The sequence below is a fragment of the Luteibacter sp. 9135 genome (assembly GCF_000745005.1).
Taxonomy (GTDB): Bacteria; Pseudomonadota; Gammaproteobacteria; order Xanthomonadales; family Rhodanobacteraceae; genus Luteibacter.
In genome coordinates this window covers 4,114,591-4,138,213 of sequence record NZ_JQNB01000001.1, presented here as the reverse complement: position 1 = coordinate 4,138,213, position 23,623 = coordinate 4,114,591, and the positions used below count along the sequence as shown (strand labels likewise).

The 23,623-nt window shown below is 66.5% G+C and carries 23 protein-coding genes and 5 tRNA genes; 21 read left to right on the top strand and 7 right to left on the bottom strand.

Annotated features, from left to right (window positions below; translation table 11 throughout):
• Positions 1 to 23 precede the first annotated feature (23 nt).
• Complete coding sequence (locus tag FA89_RS17470; protein ID WP_185754456.1) at positions 24 to 1,031, top strand: hypothetical protein; 1,008 nt, start codon at positions 24 to 26, stop codon at positions 1,029 to 1,031.
• A gap of 14 nt (positions 1,032 to 1,045) precedes the next feature.
• Here FA89_RS17470 and parE read toward each other — a convergent pair whose 3' ends face one another.
• Positions 1,046 to 2,935 (bottom strand): DNA topoisomerase IV subunit B, encoded by a 1,890-nt coding sequence (gene parE, locus FA89_RS17465; protein ID WP_036142713.1) that lies wholly within the window; start codon positions 2,933 to 2,935, stop codon positions 1,046 to 1,048.
• A gap of 201 nt (positions 2,936 to 3,136) precedes the next feature.
• Positions 3,137 to 4,936, bottom strand: coding sequence for an aminopeptidase P family protein (locus FA89_RS17460; protein WP_036142710.1), 1,800 nt, complete (start codon positions 4,934 to 4,936; stop codon positions 3,137 to 3,139).
• A gap of 104 nt (positions 4,937 to 5,040) precedes the next feature.
• Between FA89_RS17460 and FA89_RS17455 the strand changes: the two genes are divergently transcribed.
• From FA89_RS17455 to truD, 8 genes are all read left to right on the top strand, one after another.
• Positions 5,041 to 6,720, top strand: coding sequence for a CTP synthase (locus FA89_RS17455; protein WP_036142707.1), 1,680 nt, complete (start codon positions 5,041 to 5,043; stop codon positions 6,718 to 6,720).
• Positions 6,717 to 7,547, top strand: a complete 831-nt coding sequence (gene kdsA, locus FA89_RS17450; protein WP_036142704.1) for a 3-deoxy-8-phosphooctulonate synthase — start codon at positions 6,717 to 6,719, stop codon at positions 7,545 to 7,547. The genes FA89_RS17455 and kdsA overlap by 4 nt, the downstream gene beginning before the upstream one ends.
• 116 nt (positions 7,548 to 7,663) lie before the next feature.
• Positions 7,664 to 8,962: a phosphopyruvate hydratase gene (eno, locus tag FA89_RS17445; RefSeq protein ID WP_036142701.1), complete on the top strand. Its 1,299-nt coding sequence runs from the start codon at positions 7,664 to 7,666 to the stop codon at positions 8,960 to 8,962.
• 22 nt (positions 8,963 to 8,984) lie between these two features.
• On the top strand, positions 8,985 to 9,317 hold the full coding sequence (gene ftsB, locus FA89_RS17440) for a cell division protein FtsB (RefSeq protein ID WP_036144740.1): 333 nt from the start codon (positions 8,985 to 8,987) through the stop codon (positions 9,315 to 9,317).
• Positions 9,317 to 10,006: a 2-C-methyl-D-erythritol 4-phosphate cytidylyltransferase gene (ispD, locus tag FA89_RS17435; protein WP_036142698.1), complete on the top strand. Its 690-nt coding sequence runs from the start codon at positions 9,317 to 9,319 to the stop codon at positions 10,004 to 10,006. Before ftsB ends, ispD begins: the two co-directional genes overlap by 1 nt.
• Entirely contained in the window at positions 10,006 to 10,479 is a 474-nt protein-coding gene (ispF, locus tag FA89_RS17430) for a 2-C-methyl-D-erythritol 2,4-cyclodiphosphate synthase (RefSeq protein ID WP_036142695.1), read from the top strand. The genes ispD and ispF overlap by 1 nt, the downstream gene beginning before the upstream one ends.
• The gene (mgtE, locus tag FA89_RS17425) at positions 10,476 to 11,903 is read left to right on the top strand and encodes a magnesium transporter (protein ID WP_036142692.1); all 1,428 of its coding nucleotides are present in this window, start codon (positions 10,476 to 10,478) and stop codon (positions 11,901 to 11,903) included. Before ispF ends, mgtE begins: the two co-directional genes overlap by 4 nt.
• 9 nt (positions 11,904 to 11,912) lie before the next feature.
• Positions 11,913 to 12,944 (top strand): tRNA pseudouridine(13) synthase TruD, encoded by a 1,032-nt coding sequence (gene truD, locus FA89_RS17420; protein ID WP_036142689.1) that lies wholly within the window; start codon positions 11,913 to 11,915, stop codon positions 12,942 to 12,944.
• A 3-nt stretch (positions 12,945 to 12,947) separates the two neighbouring features.
• Here the strand turns inward: truD and FA89_RS17415 are convergent, their stop codons facing one another.
• Positions 12,948 to 13,490 (bottom strand): Smr/MutS family protein, encoded by a 543-nt coding sequence (locus tag FA89_RS17415; protein WP_036144737.1) that lies wholly within the window; start codon positions 13,488 to 13,490, stop codon positions 12,948 to 12,950.
• 117 nt (positions 13,491 to 13,607) lie between these two features.
• On the opposite strand from FA89_RS17415, the gene surE reads away from it, so the two are divergent.
• Genes surE through FA89_RS17395 form a run of 4 tightly spaced genes read left to right on the top strand, consistent with a single transcriptional unit; the run spans position 13,608 to position 16,786 of the window.
• A complete protein-coding gene (gene surE, locus FA89_RS17410) occupies positions 13,608 to 14,390 on the top strand; it encodes a 5'/3'-nucleotidase SurE (RefSeq protein WP_036142685.1) in 783 nt (260 codons plus the stop codon).
• A gap of 1 nt (position 14,391) precedes the next feature.
• On the top strand, positions 14,392 to 15,075 hold the full coding sequence (locus FA89_RS17405) for a protein-L-isoaspartate(D-aspartate) O-methyltransferase (RefSeq protein WP_036142683.1): 684 nt from the start codon (positions 14,392 to 14,394) through the stop codon (positions 15,073 to 15,075).
• A 29-nt stretch (positions 15,076 to 15,104) separates the two neighbouring features.
• On the top strand, positions 15,105 to 15,713 hold the full coding sequence (locus tag FA89_RS17400) for a YqaA family protein (RefSeq protein ID WP_036142679.1): 609 nt from the start codon (positions 15,105 to 15,107) through the stop codon (positions 15,711 to 15,713).
• A gap of 23 nt (positions 15,714 to 15,736) precedes the next feature.
• Positions 15,737 to 16,786 carry a peptidoglycan DD-metalloendopeptidase family protein gene (locus FA89_RS17395; RefSeq protein WP_036142677.1) on the top strand — a complete coding sequence of 350 codons (1,050 nt, stop codon included), beginning with the start codon at positions 15,737 to 15,739 and terminating at the stop codon, positions 16,784 to 16,786.
• Between the two features lie 105 nt (positions 16,787 to 16,891).
• Here FA89_RS17395 and panE read toward each other — a convergent pair whose 3' ends face one another.
• The 3 genes from panE to FA89_RS17380 are packed head-to-tail and all read right to left on the bottom strand — an operon-like array spanning position 16,892 to position 18,518.
• Positions 16,892 to 17,833, bottom strand: a complete 942-nt coding sequence (panE, locus tag FA89_RS17390; RefSeq protein ID WP_036142674.1) for a 2-dehydropantoate 2-reductase — start codon at positions 17,831 to 17,833, stop codon at positions 16,892 to 16,894.
• Positions 17,834 to 17,837: 4 nt separating this feature from the next.
• Positions 17,838 to 18,215, bottom strand: coding sequence for an Mth938-like domain-containing protein (locus FA89_RS17385; RefSeq protein WP_036142671.1), 378 nt, complete (start codon positions 18,213 to 18,215; stop codon positions 17,838 to 17,840).
• A 6-nt stretch (positions 18,216 to 18,221) separates the two neighbouring features.
• Positions 18,222 to 18,518, bottom strand: a complete 297-nt coding sequence (locus FA89_RS17380; RefSeq protein WP_036112039.1) for a YhbY family RNA-binding protein — start codon at positions 18,516 to 18,518, stop codon at positions 18,222 to 18,224.
• A gap of 85 nt (positions 18,519 to 18,603) precedes the next feature.
• Here FA89_RS17380 and rlmE point away from each other — a divergent pair, with 85 nt between their 5' ends.
• The 7 genes from rlmE to FA89_RS17345 all read left to right on the top strand — a co-directional run bounded on the left by rlmE (position 18,604) and on the right by FA89_RS17345 (position 22,008).
• Complete coding sequence (gene rlmE / locus FA89_RS17375; RefSeq protein WP_036142669.1) at positions 18,604 to 19,254, top strand: 23S rRNA (uridine(2552)-2'-O)-methyltransferase RlmE; 651 nt, start codon at positions 18,604 to 18,606, stop codon at positions 19,252 to 19,254.
• Positions 19,251 to 21,185, top strand: coding sequence for an ATP-dependent zinc metalloprotease FtsH (gene ftsH / locus FA89_RS17370; RefSeq protein ID WP_185754454.1), 1,935 nt, complete (start codon positions 19,251 to 19,253; stop codon positions 21,183 to 21,185). Before rlmE ends, ftsH begins: the two co-directional genes overlap by 4 nt.
• Positions 21,186 to 21,417: 232 nt before the next feature.
• Positions 21,418 to 21,494, top strand: a tRNA-Arg gene (locus tag FA89_RS17365).
• Between the two features lie 142 nt (positions 21,495 to 21,636).
• Positions 21,637 to 21,713, top strand: a tRNA-Pro gene (locus FA89_RS17360).
• A 23-nt stretch (positions 21,714 to 21,736) separates the two neighbouring features.
• Positions 21,737 to 21,813 (top strand) — tRNA-Arg (locus FA89_RS17355).
• Positions 21,814 to 21,827: 14 nt separating this feature from the next.
• Positions 21,828 to 21,904, top strand: a tRNA-His gene (locus tag FA89_RS17350).
• Between the two features lie 28 nt (positions 21,905 to 21,932).
• Positions 21,933 to 22,008: transfer RNA gene (locus FA89_RS17345), tRNA-Lys, on the top strand.
• Between the two features lie 41 nt (positions 22,009 to 22,049).
• On the opposite strand, the gene FA89_RS17340 is transcribed toward FA89_RS17345, so the two are convergent.
• Positions 22,050 to 22,214 (bottom strand): hypothetical protein, encoded by a 165-nt coding sequence (locus FA89_RS17340; RefSeq protein ID WP_185754453.1) that lies wholly within the window; start codon positions 22,212 to 22,214, stop codon positions 22,050 to 22,052.
• Between the two features lie 43 nt (positions 22,215 to 22,257).
• On the opposite strand from FA89_RS17340, the gene FA89_RS17335 reads away from it, so the two are divergent.
• Positions 22,258 to 23,448 (top strand): zinc-dependent alcohol dehydrogenase, encoded by a 1,191-nt coding sequence (locus FA89_RS17335; protein WP_036142664.1) that lies wholly within the window; start codon positions 22,258 to 22,260, stop codon positions 23,446 to 23,448.
• The last annotated feature ends 175 nt before the right edge of the window (positions 23,449 to 23,623 follow it).

Genomic DNA, 23,623 nt, shown 5'->3' with positions numbered 1-23,623 from the left:
CCCTCTACAGGGAGACATACGCTATGGAATGGCTGACGACTCGTCGAGCGATCCTTTTTTTACTGGGTACATGCCTTGCCGGCTGTGCCACGCACCCAGCCACCCCTGTGCCGGAGCGGGCATCGAACCAGGCGTTATCGAGTTATGGCGCGGTCGCGCCGTCCGCAACGGTTCGGGAAGCCGGCCCCGTCGTCCTGCAACACATTCAGCAGCGTTACGGCGAGACCGGTGTGGGTGATTGCCGCCCCTACGCTGAAGCGCAGTTCCTGTGCTCGGGCATCCTGATGCGGGCAACGGCGTTTTCCACCGCCTACCGTTCGTGGTTGCCCAACCCGGCCACGGCGAGCTGGGGCATATCGTTCTCCTGGCTTCGGCGCGACTCGGACTTTCCGGAGAACTACCCGTCAGGCAACGGCTTTATCGTCTACCCGCAAAACGTCGCCGATCAGTGGGGCGACTACCATCTGGACGTCGCCTGTATCTATCCGCGTGACGCCTGGACGGGCGCCCCGAGGCGCTGCACCACGCACCGGGCCACGTGCCAGACACTCGGGATAACGACGGCGGAGCAGTGGTTGGCTAAGGGCTACAACGATGACGAAAACCAGTGTGCGTTCAACGTCGACCGGACGCGGGATGACCAGAACCAGTCGTGGAATCAGGTAAAGATCATCCGCGACCGGCTCAATGGCATGGGCTACCTATTCGCCCGCAACGAAGTGGTCCTCAAGGAGTGGCCTCAGGACGTCGGCGCCAGAATGCCGGTCGAGGCGTTTTTCTATCGGGATAACTGCTTTGCGACGGACACGCGCAGGCACGTCAGGTTCGCAGTCGATACGGACGCGAGCGGGAAGGGCGTGTGCAATCCAGCGACCATCGCTGCGCAGCGTGCTGAGATCGCAAGGAAAGACCAGGCGGATTTCGTCGTGCATACCGGCCGGTGGGTGCCCATCATTCGCTGGACCCCGACCGTGAACTCGACCGTCAGGGCCACCTTCCGCTACATCGAGTCAGATCAGGGGCCCAAGTAAGGCATGCCGGGCGATCAGACTTCCAGCGTCGCCAGGTCGCCCTTTTCTTCCAGCCACTGCTTGCGGTCGCCCGAGCGCTTCTTGGCCAGCAGCATGTCCATGAGCTTGGCGGTGCCGTCGTCGGTATCGATGGTCAGCTGCACCAGGCGACGGGTATCCGGATGCACGGTCGATTCTCGCAGCTGCGCCGGGTTCATCTCGCCCAGTCCCTTGAAGCGCGTGACGCTGACGGCACCCTTCATCTTCTCCCGCTCGACCTTTTCCAGCATCAGGCGCTTCTCTTCCTCGTCCAGGCAGTAGAACACCTGCTTGCCCACATCGACGCGGAACAGCGGCGGCATGGCGACGAACACGTGGCCTTCGATGACCAGGCTGGGGAAGTGACGCAGGAACAGCGCCGAGAGCAGCGTGGCGATGTGCAGGCCGTCGGAGTCCGCATCGGCCAGGATCACCACCTTGCCGTAGCGCAGGCCGGAGAGGTCGTCCTTGCCGGGGTCGCAACCGATGGCCACGGCCAGGTCGTGCACTTCCTGCGAGGCGAGCACGGCGGTGGACTCGACTTCCCAGGTGTTGAGGATCTTGCCGCGCAGCGGGAGGATCGCCTGGAAATCCTTGTCACGCGCCTGCTTGGCCGAACCGCCGGCCGAATCGCCCTCGACCAGGAAGATCTCGGTGCGGGTGAGGTCGGTGGAGGCGCAGTCGGCCAGCTTGCCGGGCAGGGCGGGACCAGAGGTGATCTTCTTGCGGACCACCTGCTTGGCCGCCTTGAGGCGCGCGCTGGCACGCTCGATGGCGAGCTGGGCGATCTTCTCGCCGAGGTCCACGTGCTGGTTCAGCCAAAGGCTGAAAGCGTCGTGCACCACCCCCTCGACAATGCCGGCGGCGGCGCGCGACGACAGTCGCTCCTTGGTCTGGCCGGCGAACTGGGCGTCCTGCAGCTTCACGCTGAGCACGAAGGCCAGGCGCTCCCACACGTCTTCCGGCGCCAGCTTCACGCCGCGCGGCAGCAGGTTGCGCAGGTCGCAGAACTCGCGGATGGCGTTGGTCAGCCCCGAGCGCAGGCCGTTGACGTGGGTGCCCCCCTGCGCGGTGGGAATCAGGTTGACGTAGCTTTCCTGCACCAGGTCGCCTTCCGGCAGCCAGGCCAGGGCGACGTCCAGCGCATCGGTCTCGCGCGAGAAATGCTTGACGAACAGCTGCGGGGGCAGCGCCTCGGCGCCCTGCAACTCGCCGCGCAGGTAGTCGGGCAGGCCGTCCTCGAAGTACCACTCGGTGGTTTCGCCGGAGGCCTCGTCGTGCAGGCGCACGGTGAGGCCGGCGCAGAGCACGGCCTTGGCGCGCAGCAGGTGCTTGAGCTTGGAGACCAGGATCTTCGGCGTATCGAAGTACTTCGCGTCCGGCCAGAAGCGCAGCGTGGTGCCGGTCTTCTTCTTCGGCACGGTGCCGATGACTTCCAGGTCGCTCGCACGGTCGCCATCGGCGAAGCTCATCCGGTATTCCTGACCCTCGCGGCGGATGGTGACATCCACGCGATGGGACAGTGCATTGACCACGGAAACGCCCACGCCATGCAGGCCGCCGGAGAAGGCGTAGTTCTTGTTGGAGAACTTGCCGCCCGCATGCAGCCGCGTGAGGATCAGCTCGATGCCCGGCACCTTCTCTTCCGGGTGGATATCCACCGGCATGCCGCGGCCGTCGTCGGTGACTTCCACCGAGCCGTCGTTGAAGACGGTCACCTCGATGGACTTCGCATGGCCCGCCAGGGCCTCGTCCACCGAGTTGTCGATCACCTCCTGCGCCAGATGGTTCGGCCGGGAGGTGTCCGTATACATGCCCGGACGGCGCTTGACCGGGTCAAGCCCGCTGAGGACTTCGATGTCTGAGGCGTTATAACGAGTATTCATCAGGTATCACCCTTCGTAGCCACCCAGCATGGAATAGCCCCGCTACACGGTCAAGGTAGGAGCGCACGATGTGCGCGAAACGGTCAAGGTAGGAGCGCACGGTGTGCGCGAAAAGCCAACGGAGCGTTGAAGCCGTAACCTCACCGCACCACCCATCGCGCACATCGTGCGCTCCTACACCGGGATGTGACGTGCGGCGCCTCAAACCGGCGCGCAATGCCACTCCAGCCACGCCCTGTCCTCACCCTCCAGCAGCGGTGACAGCGCCGCCCGCACGGTGGCGTGGTAATCGTCCAGCCAGGCACGCTCGGACGGCTCCAGCAGGCGCGGTTCCAGGCCGCGACGATCGAACGGGCAGAGCGTCAACGTTTCAAAAGCGAAGAAATCACCGAACTCCGTGCTGTCGGCCTGGGTCACCACAGCCAGGTTCTCGTGGCGGATGCCGTGACGGCCGGGCTTGTAGAGGCCGGGCTCGATCGAGGTGATCATTCCGGTCTCCAGCGGCACCAGCGCGCCGCCGGCCACGGGTGGGCGGATGCCGTGCGGCCCCTCGTGCACGTTGAGGAAATAGCCCACGCCGTGGCCGGTGCCATGGCCGAAGTCCATGCCGGCCGCCCACAGCGGCGCCCGGGCCAGCGCGTCCAGCTGCGGGCCGCTGGCGCCCTTGGGGAAGCGGGCGCGAGACAGGCCGATCATGCCCTTGAGCACGAGAGTCGAGTCCCGGCGCTGCTCGTCGGTGACCGGGCCCAGGGCCAGCACGCGTGTGATATCCGTGGTGCCGCCCAGGTACTGGCCGCCGGAATCGATCAGCAGCAGGCCTTTTGCCGCCAGCGGACTGAACTGCGCTTCGGTGGCGCGGTAGTGGGGCAGGGCACCGTTCGCCTGGTAGCCGGCGATGGTGGAAAAGCTTTCGCCGACGAACCCGGCTTGCATCGCGCGCGCTTCGCGCACAATCGTGTCGACGTCCAGTTCCGTGAGCGGCTCGCCGGCCAGCAGGCCGGTTTCGATGCGGCGGAAGGCGCGGGCCAGGGCGGCCCCATCGCGGCGCATGACGTCGCGGATATGGTCGAGCTCCTCCGGCGTCTTGCGGGCCTTCTGCGCCGTGGAGGGCGCGGCGGCGCGCACCTGCCTGACGGACGAGGGCAGGCCTTCCAGCAGCGCGACGACCACTCTGGCCGGATCGATCAGCAGCACGGCGTCCTCGGGGAGGGCGGCCAGCGCGGACGCGGCGGTGGCGTAGTCGGCGAGCGCAATGCCGTCGGCAGCCAGCGCCGCCTTGACGTCCGCGGGCACCTTGGCCGCGTCGATGAACAGCGTGGCCCGCTCCTCCGCGATCAGCAGGTGCGCCAGGAACACCGGGTTGTAGTCGACGTCCCCACCGCGGAGGTTGGTCAGCCAGGCGATGTCGTCCAGGCTGGAGACAACGTGATGCGTGGCGCCTGCGCGACGCATCGCAGTGCGCACATGGCGAAACTTGTCGGCGCGGTCGACGGCGGCGAACGGGGGCCGGTGGGCGAAAACCGGCGCGTCCGGACGACCCGGGCGCTCCGGCCAGGCAACGGCTGGCAGGTCGAGGTCGGTGCGCAGCGTGGCGCCCACTGCCGCCAGCCGTTTGGCGAGCCCTTCGGCACCCGCCAGCGACAGGCTGTCGCCCGCCACGGCCACGGTATCGCCTGCGCCGACCTGCCCGGCCAGCCAGCCGACATGCTCCGGCGTGTGCGCCACGTTCAGTTTCATCAGGGGCAGGCCGCTGCCGGCCAGCTCGGCCTCTGCCTGAGAGAAGTACCGGGAATCGGTCCACACGCCGCCGCCGCTGGCGGTGACCACCAGGGTGCCGGACGACCCGGTGAAGCCGGAAAACCACTCCCGGGCCTGCCAGCGTGGGGGCAGGTACTCGGAGAGGTGCGGGTCGGCCGTGGGCACGACCACGGCGGCGATGCCTGCGTGGGCCATGGCGGCGCGCAGGGTCTGGAGACGGGCGGGGATGGGCGTATCGGTCATTTCGCCATGGTAAAGCCAAGGCGGCCGCACGGCACGTTCATCGTGCCCCTCGCGAGTGGGGGCACACTTGGGTAAAATACCGGTTTCCAGCACTGGCTGCTCGCATGACTCCCCTGATTTTCGTCACCGGCGGTGTGGTGTCTTCCCTCGGGAAGGGCATCGCAGCGGCGTCGCTCGCGTCCATTCTCGAGGCGCGGGGTCTCTCCGTCACCATGATGAAGCTCGACCCGTACATCAACGTGGACCCGGGCACCATGAGTCCCTTCCAGCATGGCGAGGTCTACGTCACCGACGACGGTGCCGAGACCGACCTGGACCTGGGCCACTACGAGCGCTTCGTCCGTACCCGTCTCACCGGCAAGAACTCCATCACCGCCGGCAAGATCTACGAATCGGTGATCCGCAAGGAGCGCCGCGGCGACTACCTCGGCGCCACCGTGCAGGTCATCCCGCACATCACCGACGAGATCAAGCACTCCATCCACGAGGCGACCCGCGGCTACGACGTGGCGCTGGTCGAGGTGGGCGGCACCGTGGGCGACATCGAATCGCTGCCCTTCCTCGAGGCCATCCGCCAGCTGCGCATCGAGCACGGCGCGGAGAAGTGCATGTTCGTGCACCTCACCCTCGTGCCTTATATCAAGGCTGCCGGCGAGATCAAGACCAAGCCCACCCAGCATTCGGTGAAGGAACTGCGCTCCATCGGCATCCAGGCCGACGTGCTGCTGTGCCGTTGCGAAGAACCCCTGCCGGACGCGGAGCGCCACAAGATCGCGCTGTTCACCAACGTGCCCAAGAACGCCGTCATCAGCACCATCGATGTCGACGTCATCTACAAGCTGCCCATGTGGCTGCACGAGCAGGGCCTGGACGACCTGGTCATCAAGCGGCTCGGGCTGGATGCCGGCCCGGCCGACCTCTCCAGCTGGGTGCGCACGGTGGAAGCGGTGGAACACCCGCGCGATGAGATCAACGTCGCCATCGTCGGCAAGTACGTGGAGCACAAGGACGCCTACAAGTCGCTCGCGGAAGCGCTGCGCCACGGTGGCATCAACCAGACCACCCGGGTCAACCTCAACTGGGTGGATTCCGAGGATGTCGAGGCCCGCGGCGCGCGCACGGTCCTGGGCGATGCGGATGCCATCCTGGTGCCCGGCGGCTTCGGCAAGCGCGGTTTCGAGGGCAAGATCCTCGCCGCGCAGTTCGCCCGCGAGACCGGCGTGCCGTACTTCGGCATCTGCTACGGCATGCACGCGGCGGTGGTCGAGTTCGCCCGCAACACGGCGGGGCTTACGCAGGCCGATTCCAGCGAGAACGACCGCAACACGCCCGATCCGGTGATCGCCCTCATCACCGAGTGGACCACCGCCACCGGCGAGACGGAAACCCGCACCGAGCGCTCCGACCTCGGCGGCACCATGCGCCTGGGTGCACAGGAATGCCGCCTCAAGGCCGGCACGCTGGCCCGCGAGCTGTACGGCGAGGACGTGGTGCGCGAGCGCCATCGCCATCGTTACGAGTTCAACAACCGCTACCGCCAGTCCTTCGAAGACCTGGGCCTGGTGATCTCTGGCAAGTCGATGGACGACCTGCTGGTCGAGATCGTGGAACTGCCACGCCATGTGCATCCGTGGTTCCTGGGTTGCCAGGCGCATCCGGAATTCACCTCCACCCCGCGCGAGGGCCATCCGCTGTTCATCGGTTTCGTCCGCGCCGCCCGCGAATACAAGGCCGTGCGCGAAGGCGAACGGCTCGCCACCCGTTCCGAGGAGTCCGCTGCATGAAGCTTTGTGGTTTCGATGCTGGCCTCGACCAGCCGCTGTTCCTGATCGCCGGCCCGTGCGTCATCGAGTCGATGCAACTCCAGCTGGATGTCGCCGGCAAGCTGAAGGAGATCACCGGTCGTCTCGGCATCAACTTCATCTTCAAGTCCAGCTTCGACAAGGCCAACCGCTCGTCCGGCGGCAGCTTCCGTGGCCCCGGTGTCGAGGAAGGCCTCAAGGTGCTGGAGGCCGTGAAGCGCCAGATCGGCGTGCCGGTCATCACCGATGTGCACGAGTACACCCCGATGAACGAGGTGGCCGCCGTGGTCGACGTGCTGCAAACCCCGGCCTTCCTCTGCCGCCAGACCGACTTCATCCAGAACGTCGCGAAGGCCGGCAAGCCGGTCAACATCAAGAAGGGCCAGTTCCTCGCCCCCTGGGACATGAAGAACGTCGTGCAGAAGGCGTTCGACGTGGGCAACCACGACATCCTGGTGTGCGAGCGCGGCGCCAGCTTCGGCTACAACAACCTCGTGTCGGACATGCGCTCGCTCGCGGTCATGCGCGAGACGAACTGCCCGGTGGTGTTCGACGCCACGCATTCGGTGCAGTTGCCGGGCGGGCAGGGCACTACCTCGGGTGGCCAGCGAGAGTTCGTGCCTGTGCTGGCGCGTGCCGCCGTCGCCGTTGGCGTGGCGGGCCTGTTCGCGGAAACCCACCCGGATCCGTCCAAGGCGCTGAGCGACGGTCCCAACGCGTGGCCGCTCGACCAGATGGAAGAACTGCTCGAGACGCTCATGGAACTGGACGGCGCCGTCAAGCGCCGCGGTTTCATCAACCACGCCTGATGCGTATGCGCCGGGGTATCTCCGGCGCCGACGCAATGCATTCGTCCTGATCGATACGGCTGGCCTTATGCTGTCCGTTATCGTCCTGAAGTCATTCACCTCGTAACGGGAACAGCATGAGCACTTCGATCACCACGATCCACGCCCGAGAAATCCTCGACTCCCGCGGCAATCCGACCCTCGAAGCCGAAGTCACCCTGGCCGACGGCTCGTTCGGCCGTGCGGCGGTGCCCAGCGGCGCCTCCACCGGCACGCGTGAGGCCGTGGAGCTGCGCGACGGCGACAAGGGCCGTTACGGCGGCAAAGGTGTGCGCAAGGCCGTGGACAACGTCAACGGCGAGATTGCCAAGGCGCTGGCCGGCTACGACGCGCTCGACCAGAAGGGGCTGGACGCCAAGCTGATCGCGCTGGACGGCACCGACAACAAGGGCAAGCTCGGCGCCAACGCGCTGCTGGGCGTTTCCATGGCCGCCGCGCACGCCGCGGCCACCTCGAAGAAGCAGGCGCTGTGGCAGTACTTGATGGTGGACGGTGGCGGCACGCTGCCGGTGCCGATGATGAACATCATCAACGGCGGTGCGCATGCGGACAACAACGTCGACGTGCAGGAATTCATGGTGCTGCCCGTGGGCGCGCCCAGCTTCGCCGAGGCCCTGCGTTACGGCGCCGAGATCTTCCACGCGCTGAAGTCGGTGCTGAAGGGTCGCGGCCTCAACACGTCGGTGGGTGACGAGGGCGGCTTCGCGCCCAACCTCAAGTCCAACGTCGAGGCGCTGGACACCATCCTCGAGGCGGTGAACAAAACGGGCTTCAAGGTAGGCAGCGAGATCCTTCTCGGCCTGGACGTGGCCAGCTCGGAGTTCTTCAAGGACGGCAAGTACGACCTGGAAGGCGAGGGCAAGGTGTTCACGCCCGAGCAGTGGGTCGACACGCTGGCCTCGTGGTCGAAGCAGTACCCGATCGTCACCATCGAGGACGGCATGGGCGAAGGCGACTGGACCGGCTGGGCGCACCTCACCCAGGCCATCGGCGAAGGCATCCAGCTGGTCGGCGACGACCTCTTCGTGACCAACCCGAAGATTTTCCAGGAAGGCATCGACAAGAAGATCGCCAACGCCATCCTGATCAAGGTCAACCAGATCGGCACGCTGTCCGAGACGCTCGAAGCCATCGACATGGCCCATCGCGCGAAGTACGCCGCCATCGTGTCGCACCGCTCGGGCGAGACCGAAGACACCACGATCTCCGACATCGCCGTGGCCACCACCGCGACGCAGATCAAGACCGGCTCGCTCTGCCGTACCGACCGCGTGGCCAAGTACAACCAGCTGCTGCGCATTGAGGAAGCCCTGGGTGCCAAGGCCAGCTACGCCGGCCGCAACGCGTTCCCCAGCCTCTCGAAGCTGCCGGGCTGACCCGGGCTTGAGCAACGCGGCAATCCTGCGCTGGATCGGCCTGATCCTCGTCATCATCCTCATCGCGCTGCAGCTGAAGCTTTGGGTCGGCGGTGGGGGTATGGCCGAGGTCGATTCATTGCGTGCCTCGGTCGCCCAGCAGACCGCGGATAACGCCGCCCTGCAAAAGCGCAACCAGGCCCTGGCCGCGGATGTGGAAGACCTGAAGCACGGCGAACAGGCCACCGAGGCGCGCGCGCGCCAGGAACTGGGCCTGGTCAAGCCGGGTGAAACCTTCTATCAGGTGGTGGAACCGGGGGCCGCGGTCAGCGCGCCACCCCCGCCGCCGCCCGTCGCCCCGCCCGGCGGGCAGTGATGGACGCGTTGTGGTGCGTGCTTCCCGCCGCCGGCAAGGGCGTCCGGGCCGGCGGCGATCGTCCCAAGCAATACCAGCCCATCGCGGGACGGCCGTTGCTGGATCACACACTGGCGCGGCTGGCCGCACATCCCCGCATCGCGGGGCTGGTGGTGGTCATCGCCGCGGACGATCGGCATTTCGCTTCCGTGGACGCCGTGGGCGGCAAGCCGCTGGTGGTGGCCACTGGCGGGGGCAAGCGCAGCGACTCCGTGCTGGCCGGGCTGATCGCCCTGCCGGCCTCGGTGGGTGGCGACGACTTCGTACTGGTGCACGACGCGGCCCGACCGTGCGTGCGCGCCGCCGACATCACGCGGCTGATCGATCTGGCCGGGGCGGGCGAGGGCGGCCTGCTCGGGGCGCCGCTGCGCGACACGCTGAAACGGGCGGATGACACCGGCCACAGCGCGGGCACCGAACCCCGCGAGGGCCGCTGGCGTGCCTTCACGCCGCAGATGTTCCGTCGCGGCGCGCTGGCCCATGCACTTGGCCTTGCCGCCGACGCGGGTATCGTGGTCAGTGACGAAGCGATGGCCATGGAGCGCGTGGGTGTATCGCCGCTCCTGGTCGAAGGCGCGGAAGACAATATCAAGGTGACGACGCCGGCCGACTTCGCGCTGGCGGAATTCCTGCTGCAGAGGACTCGATGATGCGGATCGGCCAGGGTTTCGACGTCCACGCCTTCGGCGACGGCGACCACGTGATGCTGGGTGGTGTGCGTGTGCCGCATGGGCAGGGCGTGCTGGCGCATTCGGACGGCGATGTGGTGCTGCACGCCCTGTGCGACGCACTGCTCGGTGCGCTGGCGCTGGGCGACATCGGCAAGCATTTTCCGCCGTCGGACGAGCGCTGGCGCGGGGCCGACAGCCGCAGCTTCGTCCGTGCGGTACGCGACATGCTGGCCGGGCGTGGCTACCGGCTCGGCAATGCCGACCTGACGGTGATCTGCGAGTCGCCCAAGGTGGGGCCCCATGCACAGGCCATGCGCGAGACGATCGCCGACGACCTGGGCGTGGATATCGACCGCATCAGCATCAAGGCCACCACCACCGAGACGCTGGGCTTCACCGGACGGCGTGAGGGCATCGCGGCACTGGCCACCGTGCTGGTGCTGCCCACGTGAGCGAGGCCGAGTCGCGCACCTCGACGCCCCGCCTGCACGACAGGCTGGAGGCGATCACGGGGTTGCTGCGGCGGCGCGAAGACCTGCTCGCGCACGCGGGCGCGGCACCGGACGATGACGGTGCCGCCATCGGCACCGCCGACGCGGAACTCCAGGCGCGCCTGGACGAGCTGCATCCGGCCGACCTGGCCGACGTGCTGGAATCGCTGCCGCTGGAAGATCGCCTGGCGGTCTGGCAGCGCGTCCGTTCGGACCGCGACGGCGAGATCCTGTTGGAAGTCTCCGATTCGGTGCGCGAAACACTGATCGCGGACATGGACGACAGCGAGATCCTCGCGGCGGTCGAGCCGCTGGACGCGGACGAACTGGCCGACCTGGTCGACGACCTGCCGACCGAAGTGCTGCCCGAGCTGATGGCCAGCCTGGACGCGCAGGAACGCGAGCGCGTGCAGGCCGCCATGTCCTACGAGGACGACCAGGTCGGCGCGCTGATGGATTTCGACATGGTCACCATCCGCGAGGACATCAGCCTCGAGGTGGTGCTGCGCTATCTGCGGCGTTTCGATGAACTGCCCGCGCAGACCGACAAGCTGTTCGTGGTCAACGCCGGCAACGTGCTGACCGGCGTGCTGCCGCTGCACTGGCTGCTGGTGAATTCGCCGGACCGCATGGTCCACGAGATCATGGCGCCCGACGTCAACACCTTCCGCCCGGAAGACGACGCCTACGATGTCGCCCAGGCTTTCGAACGCTACGATCTGGTCACCGCGCCAGTGATCGATCACCAGCAGCGGCTGATCGGTCGCATCGCGGTGGACGCCATGCTCGACTTCCTCCGCGAGGAAAGCGAAACCGAGGCACTGTCGCGCGGCGGCCTGCGCGAGGAAGAGGACATCTTCGCCTCGGTGTGGAAATCGGTACGCAACCGCTGGGCGTGGCTGGCCGTGAACCTCGTCACCGCGTTCATCGCGTCGCGGGTCATCGGCCTGTTCGAGCACTCCATCGAGAAGCTGGTCGCGCTGGCGGCGCTGATGCCCATCGTGGCGGGCATCGGCGGCAACTCCGGCAACCAGACCATCACCATGATCGTTCGCGCCATGGCCCTGGAGCAGGTAGGCCCCTCGCAGGCTAAGCGCCTGTGGCGCAAAGAGCTGGGCGTGTCCCTGATCAACGGCCTGGTCTGGGGCGGCTGCATCGGCGTGGTGGCCTGGCTGCTCTACGGCAGCGTGTCGCTGGGGCTGGTGATGACCTCCGCGATGACGCTGAACCTCCTTCTTGCCGCTTTCATGGGTGTGGGCATCCCGATGCTCATGACCCGCATGGGTCGCGATCCCGCGTTGGGCTCCAGCGTGCTGATCACGGCCGTGACCGACAGCGGCGGTTTTTTCATTTTCCTGGGGCTGGCGACGATTTTCCTGCTCTGAAGGCCCGATATGAACGACTCCAACGAACTTCCCTTCGCCTTTGGCGAACCGCCCCTGCGTGGACGCCTGCGTTCCCGTGCCGAGGACTTCTTCGTCGAGGAAATCCTCGGCTACGAAGCCGACGGCGCGGGCGAACACGCGTTCCTGCTGGTGGAAAAACGCGGCCAGAATACCGAATGGGTGGCGCGCGAGCTGGCCAAGTTCGCCGGCATCCAGGCGATGAACGTCGGCTACGCGGGCATGAAGGATCGCCACGCGGTAACGCGCCAGGTGTTCACGGCGCACCTGCCGGGCAAGGCCGATCCGGACTGGTCGGCGTTCCCGGTGGAGGACGTGACCATCGTTTCCGCCGCGCGCCATTCGCGCAAGATCAAGCGGGGCGCGCTGCGTGGCAACCGCTTCGTGATCGTGCTGCGTGAGGTGGAAGGCGAACGCGATACCGCGGAGGCGCGCCTGCGCGCCATCGCGGCACGCGGCGTGCCCAACTACTTCGGCGAGCAACGGTTTGGCCTGGGTGGCAACAACGTGGAGCAGGCCCGGACGATGTTCGCCGGCCGCCGCGTGGATCGCGACAAACGCTCCATCCTGCTTTCCGCCGCGCGCTCGCACATCTACAACGGCGTGCTGGCCGAGCGCGTGCGTATCGGGCAGTGGGACACCCCGCTGGACGGCGAGATCTGGTCGCTGGAAGGCTCGCGTTCCTGGTTCGGCCCCGAACCTTTCAACGACACGCTGGCCGAACGTCTGCGCCGCTTCGACATCCATCCGTCCGGCCCGCTCTGGGGCGATGGCGACACGCCGGCCGCCGACGCGGCGGGCGAACTGGAGCGATCGGTGGCCGCACGCGATGCAGACCTGGCCAAGGGCCTTTCTGGTGTGCGCATGGACCAGGAGCGGCGCGCGCTGCGCCTGTTGCCGCGCGACCTGTCCTGGCGCTGGCTGGACGACGACAGTGGCGCCGAGGGCCGTGCGCTGGAAGTCTCCTTCGGTCTGCCGGCGGGTGCTTACGCCACCACGGTGCTGCGCGAACTGGCCCGCTGAGCCTCAGCCCTTGAGCAGGACCACCACCGCGCCGGTGCCGCCCTGCATCGGCCGGGCGGAGGCGAACGCGACCACGTCGTCGCGGCGCCGCAGCAGCCGGTCGGTCAGCCCTTTCAGGACGGGGCCGGCGGCTTTCGAGCGCAGGCCCTTGCCATGGATGATCCGCACGCAACGCAGGCCGTCGTGCCGGCATTCGGCGAGGAAGTCGGCGATGCTCAGTTGCGCGGCCGCGGCGTTCATCTGGTGCAGGTCCACCTCGGCCTGGATGCTGAACTGGCCGCGCTTGAGCTGCTTCAGCAGCTTGGGTGGATAGCCGTCGCGCAGGTAGAACAGCTCTTCGCCCACTTCCAGGTCGGCCGGGTCGTAGTCGAACAGCAGGGAATCCGCCGGCACGGCGGCTTCGTCCGCGTCGCGCATGTGCGGATGGGGCGCCGGCCGCGGGCGCTCCGGCCGGGTTTCCACGGGCGCCATGGGCCGAACGTCGCCGATCGCCTGGCGAAACAGCAGGCTGTCGTCGTCATTGACCGTAGGCGCGCGTCGCTTCATGTCCGACATCCTAGCTGGCCTTTCGTGAATCCCGCTGCCCGGTCCGGTAGACTTGCCGGGTCGGGCGACTACCACCAGGGGTGGGGTCGCCGCACCCGTTTTTCGATCTGGATCAGCATGCAAGTTCTGGTGAGCAACGACGACGGCGTGGAGGCTCCGGGTATCCGGATTCTCGCCGGACGTCTGGGCGAGTTCGGCACGGTGACGGTGGTGGCGCCGGACCGCGACCGGTCGGGGGCGAGCAACTCGCTCACCCTCGATGCGCCCATCCGTGCGCAGCGCATGGACAACGGCTTCTATCGCGTGGCCGGTACGCCCACCGACTGCGTGCATCTCGCCTTGTCCGGCCTGCTCGAGCACACCACCGACATCGTCGTGTCGGGCATCAACAACGTCGCCAACCTGGGCGACGACGTCATCTATTCCGGTACGGTCTCGGCGGCGATGGAAGGCCGGTTCCTCGGTCTGCCGGCCATCGCGGTCTCGCTGGTCACGGGCGAGGGCACGGGCCGTCACTTCGATTCGGCCGCCAGCGCCGTGCTCATGCTGATGCAGCGCCTGGTCGTCGACCCCCTGCCGGCCGACACCATCCTCAACGTCAACGTGCCCGACCTCCCGTGGGAGGCGATCCGCGGTTTCGAGGTCACCCGCCTGGGACGCCGTCATCGCGCCGCGCCGGCCATCCGCACCGAAGACCCCCGTGGTCGCCCCCTGTGGTGGATCGGTCCGCCGGGCGAGATCGACGACGCCGGTCCCGGTACGGATTTCGACGCGGTGCGCCGTGGCTATGTGTCGGTCACGCCGATACACACCGACCTCACGCGTTTCCAGGCCCTGGAAAAGGTCAGCAGCTGGATGCTGGCGCTGTCCTCGGCGATGGACAGCGAGGAGGCCGCCTGACATGGTGAACCTGCACGCTCTTCCGCCCTCGGCCCTGCGCGGCGAAGGCATGACCTCCCAGCGCGCACGGGATCGCCTTGTCACCAAGCTGGTCGAGGAAGGCATTCGCGACGAGCGCGTGCTGGAGGTCATCCGCCAGCTGCCACGTCATCATTTCATCGACCAGGCGCTGCATTCGCGCGCCTACGAGAACACCGCGCTGCCGATCGGCCACGGCCAGACCATCTCGCAGCCGTGGATCGTCGCCCGCATGACCGAGGCGCTGATCGAGCGCGAGGTGCCCGGGCGCGTCCTCGAGATCGGCACCGGCTCCGGCTACCAGGCCGCCGTGCTCGCGGGCATCGTGCCCACGGTGTACACCGTGGAGCGCATCGAGGAACTGCTGCGCCAGGCGCGCCGCCGTTTCCGCCAGCTGGGCATCGAGAACCTCCGCTCCCGTCACGACGACGGCAAGCTGGGCTGGGAATCCGACGCACCGTTCGATGCCATCATCCTTACCGCCGCGGGCGACCGCGTGCCGACCAAATTGCTCGACCAGCTGCGGCCGGGCGGGGTGCTGGTGGCTCCCGTGGGCGGCCCGAGCCAGCAGTTGCTGGTGCGGCTGCGCAAGGGCGACGACGGCACGGTGGTCCGCGAGGAACTGGGGCCCGTGAGTTTCGTGCCGCTCCTCGGCGGCATCGGCTGATGCCGTCACACCATAAGGGAAACCGCTGAATGCGGATGTTTTCGTCGCTTTACGAACGCGCCATCGTCTGGGCGCGCCATCGTCACGCTGTTCGCTACCTGGCGGTCCTGTCCTTCGTCGAGGCCTTCATCTTCCCGGTGATGCCCGAGGTAATGCTGGCGCCGATGATGCTGGCGGAGCCGCGCAAGGCGTTTCGCTACGCGAACTGGAGCCTGCTGTTCTCGCTGCTCGGTTCGCTGGTCGGCTACATGCTGGGCCATTTCGCCTTCGAGGCGCTGAAGCCGCTGCTCGATTCGATGCACCTGCTGGCGCCGATCATGCGCGGCGTGGAAAACCTGCAGAAGGACATGGCCTCGCATTCGTTCGGGCTCTACATCGTGCTGGCGATGGCGGCGCTGCAGCCCGTGGTGCCGATGAAGTTCGTCACCTGGGCGTCGGGCATCGTCGGCGTGCCGCTGCTGCCGTTCCTGGTCTGCATGCTGGTCGGGCGCGGCAAGCGCGTGTGGCTGCTGGCCCTGCTCATCCGTATCTTCGGCGAGCGTGCCGAAAAGATGCTCCGTAAACACATCGAGTGGATAGGCTGGGCTGTTATCGTGGCCGTCGTCCTCCTGGCCTTGTGGTGGTTCCTGTTGCGATGAACGACCGAGAAAGGAAATCCGCGATGGCCATGCTCCGTCCGCTGGCCCCGGCCGTCGTGCTCGGCGTGGCCGTGGTCCTTTCCGCCTGCACGCCCACCAGTTCGGTCGTGGTAACGCGTGCGCCCGGCAGCTATACCTCGTCGTCGTCGAACGCTCCGTCGCCGCCGCCCCCGCCCGGCGGCAGCTACCGGGTGGTGAAGGGCGACACGCTCTACAGCATCGCTTTCCGTAACAAGGTCGATTTCCGCGACCTGGCCGGCTGGAACAACATCGCCTCGCCGTTCACCATCTGGCCGGGGCAGGACCTGCGCCTGTCGCCGCCGGGCCATGAAGGCGCCAGGCCGGCAGCGGCCCATACCACGGCACCGGTGATCGCCGCGGTGCCGCCGCCCGCCGGTCACCCGGCTCATGTGGCGCCATCCGTCGGTATGCCGGTGGCTTCGACGCCGCCTGCCGCGGTGCCTCCCGGTACGGTGTCGCCCGCTACCGCGCCGCCTCTGCCCCCGGTGGGTGCCGCCGCCGCCACGGCGGCGTCTTCCGTGCCGGCCCCCGCGACCACCACCAACACCCCGGTCGTCGTCGCCGGCAAGCCGGCCGAGTCGGTCGTGCCGCCCCCGACGGCCCCGGCCACCGCGCCCGCACCGGTGGAAAATCCGCCGGCCGCCACCCCCATCGTCGCCAGCGGCGCCACCCGCAGCGCCGGCGGCATCAACTGGCGCTGGCCGGCGGATGGCACGCTGATCAAGAAGTTCGCCTCCGGCGACGCCATTCCCGGCATCGAGGTCGCCGGCAAGGCCGGCGACCCCGTGCGCGCCGCCGCAGATGGCGTGGTCGTCTACAGCGGCAACGGGCTGGTCGGCTACGGCGAGCTGGTTATCATCAAGCACAGTGACAGCTTCCTCTCCGCCTACGGCCACAACCGCAAGCGACTGGTCAAGGAAGGCGAAAAGGTGAAGGCCGGCCAGTCGGTGGCCGAGATGGGTTCATCCGGCGCCACGCGCGACGAACTGCAATTCCAGATCCGCCGCGACGGCAACCCCGTCGACCCCCTGCAATACCTGCCGCAGAAATAATCCCCGCGCCACGCGCACCCGGATCCAACGCCGGTTGTAGGGGCGCACGATGTGCGCGATCAGGGCGTACCGGGGTGTTGGAGCAACGCGGGCGGCCGCGCGGCATCAGGAGGCGTGGTGTTTTAGGGTGCGGGTTTCGAAGGCCTGGAGATGGGCGTACGCCACCTCGAGCATCGGTGCGGTGATGCCCGCCTCGCGTGCCCGCCGCAGCATGTCGCCGACCAGATGATCCGCTTCGACGCGTTGGCCCGACTCGAGATCGCGCAGCATGGAGGCGGTGACCGGCGAGCCTTCCTGCGTGAAGGTTTTCCACGCCACCGAGCGTGCTGCATCGGGTACCGGATGGCCGGCGTCGCGCGCTACCGCCAGGCATTCCTCGTAGAGGCGACCCATTAGCTCGCCGCCGTCGTTCGTGGCAAGGATGTCGCCGACGGTGGCGCGAAACAGGCATGTCGCGCCGGCGAGGGTGGTGATGAAGGTGAACTTGGCCCAGAGGGCGCGCTGGATATCGCTTGCGTGGACATGATCCACACCCGCCGCGGCAAAGGCCTGCGCGATGGCCGCGCAACGGCCGTCGTGCAGCTGGCCGTCGCGTTCGCCAAAGGTCACCGAAGCGCCGCTGCCCAGGTGGAGGATGTCGCCCTCGGGGCCTTTGGTCGCGCTGATGAAGCACAGGCCGCCCAGGACCTGGTCCTGCCCGAAGCGGCTGTCCAGCGCGGGGTAATGGGCCAGCCCGTTGAGGATCGGCAGGATGACCGTCCGTTCGCCGACCGCGGGATCGATGGCTTCGATCGCCGAGTGCAGGTCGTAGGCCTTGCAGGACAGCAGCACTACGTCGAAGGCGCCGGCGTCGCCGACGGTTGCGGCCGTAGTGGTTTGGACGGCCAGCGTGGCGTCGCCGAAGGGACTCCGGATGGTCAGGCCGCGAGCGGCCAGCGCTGCTTCCCGCTCGGGGCGGACCAGGAAGGTGACATCCGCGCCGGACTGGGCCAGGCGGCCCCCGAAGTAGCCGCCGGTCCCGCCCGCGCCGAGGACGAGCCAGCGCATGGGATCAGCCTGCGGGCAGGATGAAGGCGGCCAGGACCTTGCGACCCTCGCCGGCCAACAGGCTGTAGGTGCGCGCGGCGGAGCCGTTGGTCATGGCCTCCACGCCGATGCCCTTCTTCAGTAGGCCGGCCATGAAGGCGGCTGGCGGGAACACCTGGCGCTCGCCGGTACCCAGTAGCACCAGTTCCGGCGCCAGGGCAACAAACGTGGCCACATCGTCGGCCGAAAGCTGGCTGGCATCGGTGACGGCCCAATCCTCGACCACCTGTTCCGGTGTGAGCAGCAGGCTGCGATGGAAATCGCGATCGACGATGGTGACCGTATCGGCGCCCACGCGGCGGACGAAAAGATACTCACCCGGGTGTTCGAACGACAGGTCCATGCTGGTTTACCGGGGCAGGGCGAGCTTCGGGTCCTGCTCGTTCCGGCGGAACAGGACGACGATGTGGCCGATTTCCTGGACGTTCTCGGCACCGGTCTGGCCGGACAGGAAGGCGATCTGGGCCTGGCGCTCGTCCTTGTCGCCGCCGGAAAGCTTGACCTTGACCAGCTCGTGAATATCCAGGGCCTGGGCCAGTTCCTTCGCCACAGCCTCGGTCGCGCCCTTGTTACCGAGCAGGATGACCGGTCGGAGATCGTGGGCGAGGCTGCGGAGGTAGCGGCGCTGTGTAGGGGAAAGCGACATTGCGTTCAGGTTCGATGTGCGGCGGACAGGTGGCAAAGGGTATCATGCAAGGCCTGCTCCTTATTAAGTATCCGGTCAAAAGCCCATGGCACGCAGCAAGACCAGCTCCCGTTGGCTGAAAGAGCACTTCGACGATCCTTACGTCAAGAAGGCTCAGGCCGAGGGTGCCCGTTCGCGCGCCATCTACAAGCTCGAGGAACTGATCGAGCGCGACCGCCTGATCAAGCCCGGCATGACCGTGGTCGACCTCGGGGCCGCTCCCGGCGGCTGGTCGCAGCTGGCCCGCCAGCGCATGGGCGACACCGGCAAGGTGATCGCCCTGGACATCCTGCCCATGGCCAGCCTGGCCGGCGTGGACTTCATGCAGGGCGATTTCCGCGAGGAAACGGTGCTTCGCGAGCTGGAAGCCCTGCTCGAAGGCCGCAAGGTCGATCTTGTCCTCTCGGACATGGCCCCCAATATGTCCGGTGTGGCACTGGCCGACCAGATCCGCGCGATGGACCTTTGCGACCTGGCCCGGCAGTTCAGTCTCGACTGGCTCAAGCCGGGAGGGTCGTTCCTGGTGAAGCTGTTCCAGGGCGTGGGATTCGACGAGTACCTCAAGACCTTGCGCGCTGACTTCAGTCGCGTGACGATGCGTAAACCCAAAGCCTCCCGCGCTCGTTCGCCGGAGGTGTATGCACTGGCGACCGGGCTCAAATCCGCGTCCCGGCAACCAGGCGAGAACCGCGCATGAATGAGATGGCAAAAAATCTGTTGCTCTGGCTGATCATTGCGGTGGTCCTCCTGACCGTGTTCCAGACCTTCAACCCGCACAGTGGCTCGTCGCAGGACATGTCCTACACGACGTTCGCCCAGCAGGTGGATAACGGGAACGTCGCCAGCGGCACCATCACCTCCACGGCACCGCCCACCATCACGGGCAAGCTGAAAGACGGTGGGGCGTACCGCACGGTGGTCCCCGTGGTCGGCCTTTCCTCCAGCGATCTGGTCAAGCAGATGCGCGACAAGGGTGTCGAGCTTCGCCAGGAGCCCGCCGACAACGGCTTCTCGCTGCTCGGCCTGGTCTTCAACTGGCTGCCCATCATCATCTTCGTGGCCGTGCTGATCTGGTTCATGCGCCAGATGCAGGCCGGCTCCGGCGGTCGCGGCGCCATGAGCTTCGGGCGTTCGCGCGCCAAGCTGCAGGGCGAAGACCAGGTCAAGGTCAACTTCAGCGACGTCGCGGGCTGCGACGAGGCGAAGGAGGAAGTCGGCGAATTGGTCGAGTTCCTGCGCGACCCCGGCAAGTTCCAGAAACTCGGCGGCAAGATTCCACGCGGCGTGTTGATGGTCGGTCCTCCGGGTACCGGCAAGACGCTGCTGGCCAAGGCCATCGCCGGCGAAGCCAAGGTGCCGTTCTTCTCGATCTCCGGTTCGGATTTCGTCGAGATGTTCGTGGGCGTCGGCGCCAGCCGCGTCCGTGACATGTTCGAGCAGGCCAAGAAGCACGCGCCCTGCATCATCTTCATCGACGAGATCGACGCCGTCGGCCGCCATCGTGGCGCCGGCATGGGTGGCGGTCACGACGAGCGCGAGCAGACACTCAACCAGCTGCTGGTCGAGATGGACGGCTTCGAGGGTACCGAGGGCATCATCGTCATCGCCGCCACCAACCGCCCGGATGTGCTCGATCCCGCGCTGCTGCGTCCGGGTCGCTTCGACCGCCAGGTGGTCGTCGGCTTGCCCGACGTGAAGGGCCGCGAGCAGATCCTCAAGGTGCACATGCGTAAGGTGCCCACGGCCACCGACGTGGAGGCCATGGTCATCGCGCGCGGCACGCCCGGCTTTTCCGGCGCGGACCTTGCCAACCTCGTCAACGAGGCCGCGTTGTTCGCTGCCCGCGAGAACGCCCGCGAAGTGCGCATGAGCCACCTGGATCGTGCCCGCGACAAGATCCTCATGGGTGCCGAGCGCCGCTCCATGGCCATGAACGACGAAGAAAAGAAGCTCACCGCTTATCACGAGGCCGGCCACGCCATCATTGGTCGCCTGGTGCCGGAGCACGATCCCGTCTACAAGGTCACCATCATCCCGCGCGGCCGTGCGCTCGGCGTCACCATGTACCTGCCCGAGGGCGACCGGTACAGCCTGAACAAGGTGGCGATCGAATCGCAGCTGTGCTCGCTGTACGGCGGTCGCGTGGCGGAGGAGGTGATCTTCGGCCATGACAAGATCACCACCGGCGCATCCAACGACATCGAGCGCGCCACGAAGATGGCACGCAACATGGCGACCAAGTGGGGCTTGTCCGACGAGCTGGGTCCGGTCATGTACGGCGAGGAAGAAGACGAGGTATTCATCGGTCGCTCGGTGACGCAGCACAAGAGCGTCTCCAACGAGACCGCGCGCAAGATCGACGAGGTGGTGCGCACCATCCTCGATCGCGCCTATGCGCGCAGCAAGGAGCTGCTCACGACCAACATCGACAAGCTGCACATCATGGCCGAGGCCCTGCTGCTGTACGAAACCATCGATGCGCGACAGATCGACGACATCATGAACGGTCGCGAGCCGGGCCCGCCGGCCGACTGGCAGAAGCCGGGCTCCACGCCCCCGCCGCCTCCGCCGCGCGGTGACGCCGGTGCGGCGCCGGACAAGGTCGGTAATCCGGCCACGCAGATCTGATCGAAGAAGGCGGCCTCCGGGCCGCCTTCGCGTATCGGAGGTCCGGCCGGTGGCTTGATTTCGCATGCGTGCGAAGGCGCATTCGGACGGCTAATTGAACGTGGCGTTATCCGGTTACGAAAAAAGTTTCAGAAAAGTGTTGACGCACAGCCTCGATATCTGAATAATTCCGCTTCTCGGCACGGCGCTAACGACTCCCAACGTTATCGCCGGGGTCAACGTTTCAAAGTGTGCGCCCGTAGCTCAGTTGGATAGAGTACCAGGCTACGAACTTGGTGGTCGGGAGTTCGAATCTCTCCGGGCGCACCATCTTTAAGCAGAAAGCCGCCGCGTCAGCGCGACGGTAGCGATAGTTGAAAGTGTGGTGTGTTCATACGGATTGACGGGCTTGAGTTAGACCCGTAACATTTGAAGGCTTCAACCCGGTAGATGGGGCTGTCGCTTAGAAGTTCGGGGTATAGCTCAGTCTGGTAGAGCGCCAGCTTTGGGAGCTGGATGTCGGGGGTTCGAATCCCTCTGCCCCGACCAATGGCGTTCTACGTACAGTGCCTGCGCCTGTAGCTCAACCGGATAGAGCATCGGCCTTCTAAGCCGACGGTTGCAGGTTCGATTCCTGTCGGGCGCGCCAGAACGTGTTTTATGGTGGGCGTAGCTCAGCTGGTTAGAGTACCGGATTGTGATTCCGGATGTCGTGGGTTCGAGTCCCATCGTCCACCCCACTTACAACGTGGTTTGCGAGTTTAAAACGGGCCGTTAGCTCAGTTGGTAGAGCAGTTGACTCTTAATCAATTGGTCGTAAGTTCGAATCTTACACGGCCCACCAATTTGAATCAGGCACTTAGAGAAATCTAAGTGCCTTTTTCTTTACTCGCGAATGCCAGTGACAAAGGGCAGCTCATCGGCTAGCACCGCCTTGCCGAGCAACGCCTTGGCGATGCCGGACTGCAGCTTTATGCAAAGGAAGGAATGGACGTCATGCCCGTTGCCAATGTCGTTGGAAATCGACATCGCACCGCGGAAAATTTTCACGTCGCGCTCGTAAGGTTGAAGGCCTTTCCCTGGAGGCACAACCATGAAAGCCGTCGTATTCCATGCCCTCGGCGACATCCGTCTCGATGAGGTGTCCGAGCCCACGCTTCAACAAGATACCGATGCGATCGTGCGCCTGACCAGCTCCGCGATCTGTGGTACCGACTTGCATTTCATCCGCGGCACCATGGCCGGCGTCGAACCGGGAACGATCCTCGGCCACGAGGGCGTCGGCATAGTCGAGAGCATCGGCAGCGGCGTACGCAACCTCAAGGTCGGTGACCGCGTCGTGGTCCCTTCGACGGTAGCCTGTGGCTATTGCGCGTACTGCCGCGCGGGTTATTACGCGCAATGCGACAACGCCAATCCGAACGGTCCAGGCACGGCCTTCTATGGTGGACCGAAGGAAGCCGGCGGGCTAGACGGCATGCAGGCGGAGAAAGTGCGCGTGCCGTTCGCCCACGTCAACCTGGTCGGCTTGCCCGATGAGGTCAGTGACGACGAAGCCATCCTGATCTCCGACATTTTCCCCACCGGCTATTTCGGCGCGGACATCGCTGGCATCAAGCCGGGGCATATCGTTGCCGTGTTCGGTTGCGGCCCGGTGGGCCAGTTCGCCATCGCTTCGGCGAAGCTGCTCGGCGCCGGACGGGTCATCGCGGTCGACCAGCACGCGGATCGCCTCGAGATGGCCCGCAACCAGGGCGCGGAGGTCGTGGATTTTTCGAAAGAAGATCCCGTGGCCACCATCAAGGCGTTGACAGGCGGGATAGGAGTGGACTCGGTGATCGACGCGGTCGGCGTCGATGCGGAACACGCGCACGAAGGCGCCGCGAAGGCATCCCGTTCCCCCGAGGACGCCAGCAAAGCCTCGCCCGAGGCTCGCACCGAAGGCGAGCACTACAAGGCCGGTGACGGCCCGATGCAGTCGCTGGCCTGGGCCGTCGAGGCGGTGGCCAAGGCCGGGACGATCTCGATCGTCGGGGTCTATCCACCCACGGACAACCTGTTCCCAATCGGCTTGGCGATGAACAAGAACCTGACCATCCGCATGGGCAACTGCAACCATTTGAAGTACGTGCCCATGCTGGTCGAACTGGTCCGGACCGGGCGGGTGCGGCCGACGGCGATCCTGACCCAAGACGAGCCCCTTTCGGACGTGATCGGCGCCTATGAACAGTTCGATAAGCGGCAGCCAGGCTGGATCAAGGTCGCACTCCAGCCGGCCGGCTGAATGCGTGGCAGAGGGGGCGGGCCGGCATGTAATTACTTCCGGCGCAACGGCAACTGTTTCTGCCGCCAGCCTGGGCCCCGGCCTGTAAGCGCGCTACATGGCCTGCGGCGAGGCACGTCCGACGGTTGGCACGCGTCTTGATACATGCACTGCATGAGCCTTCTGACTTATGCCT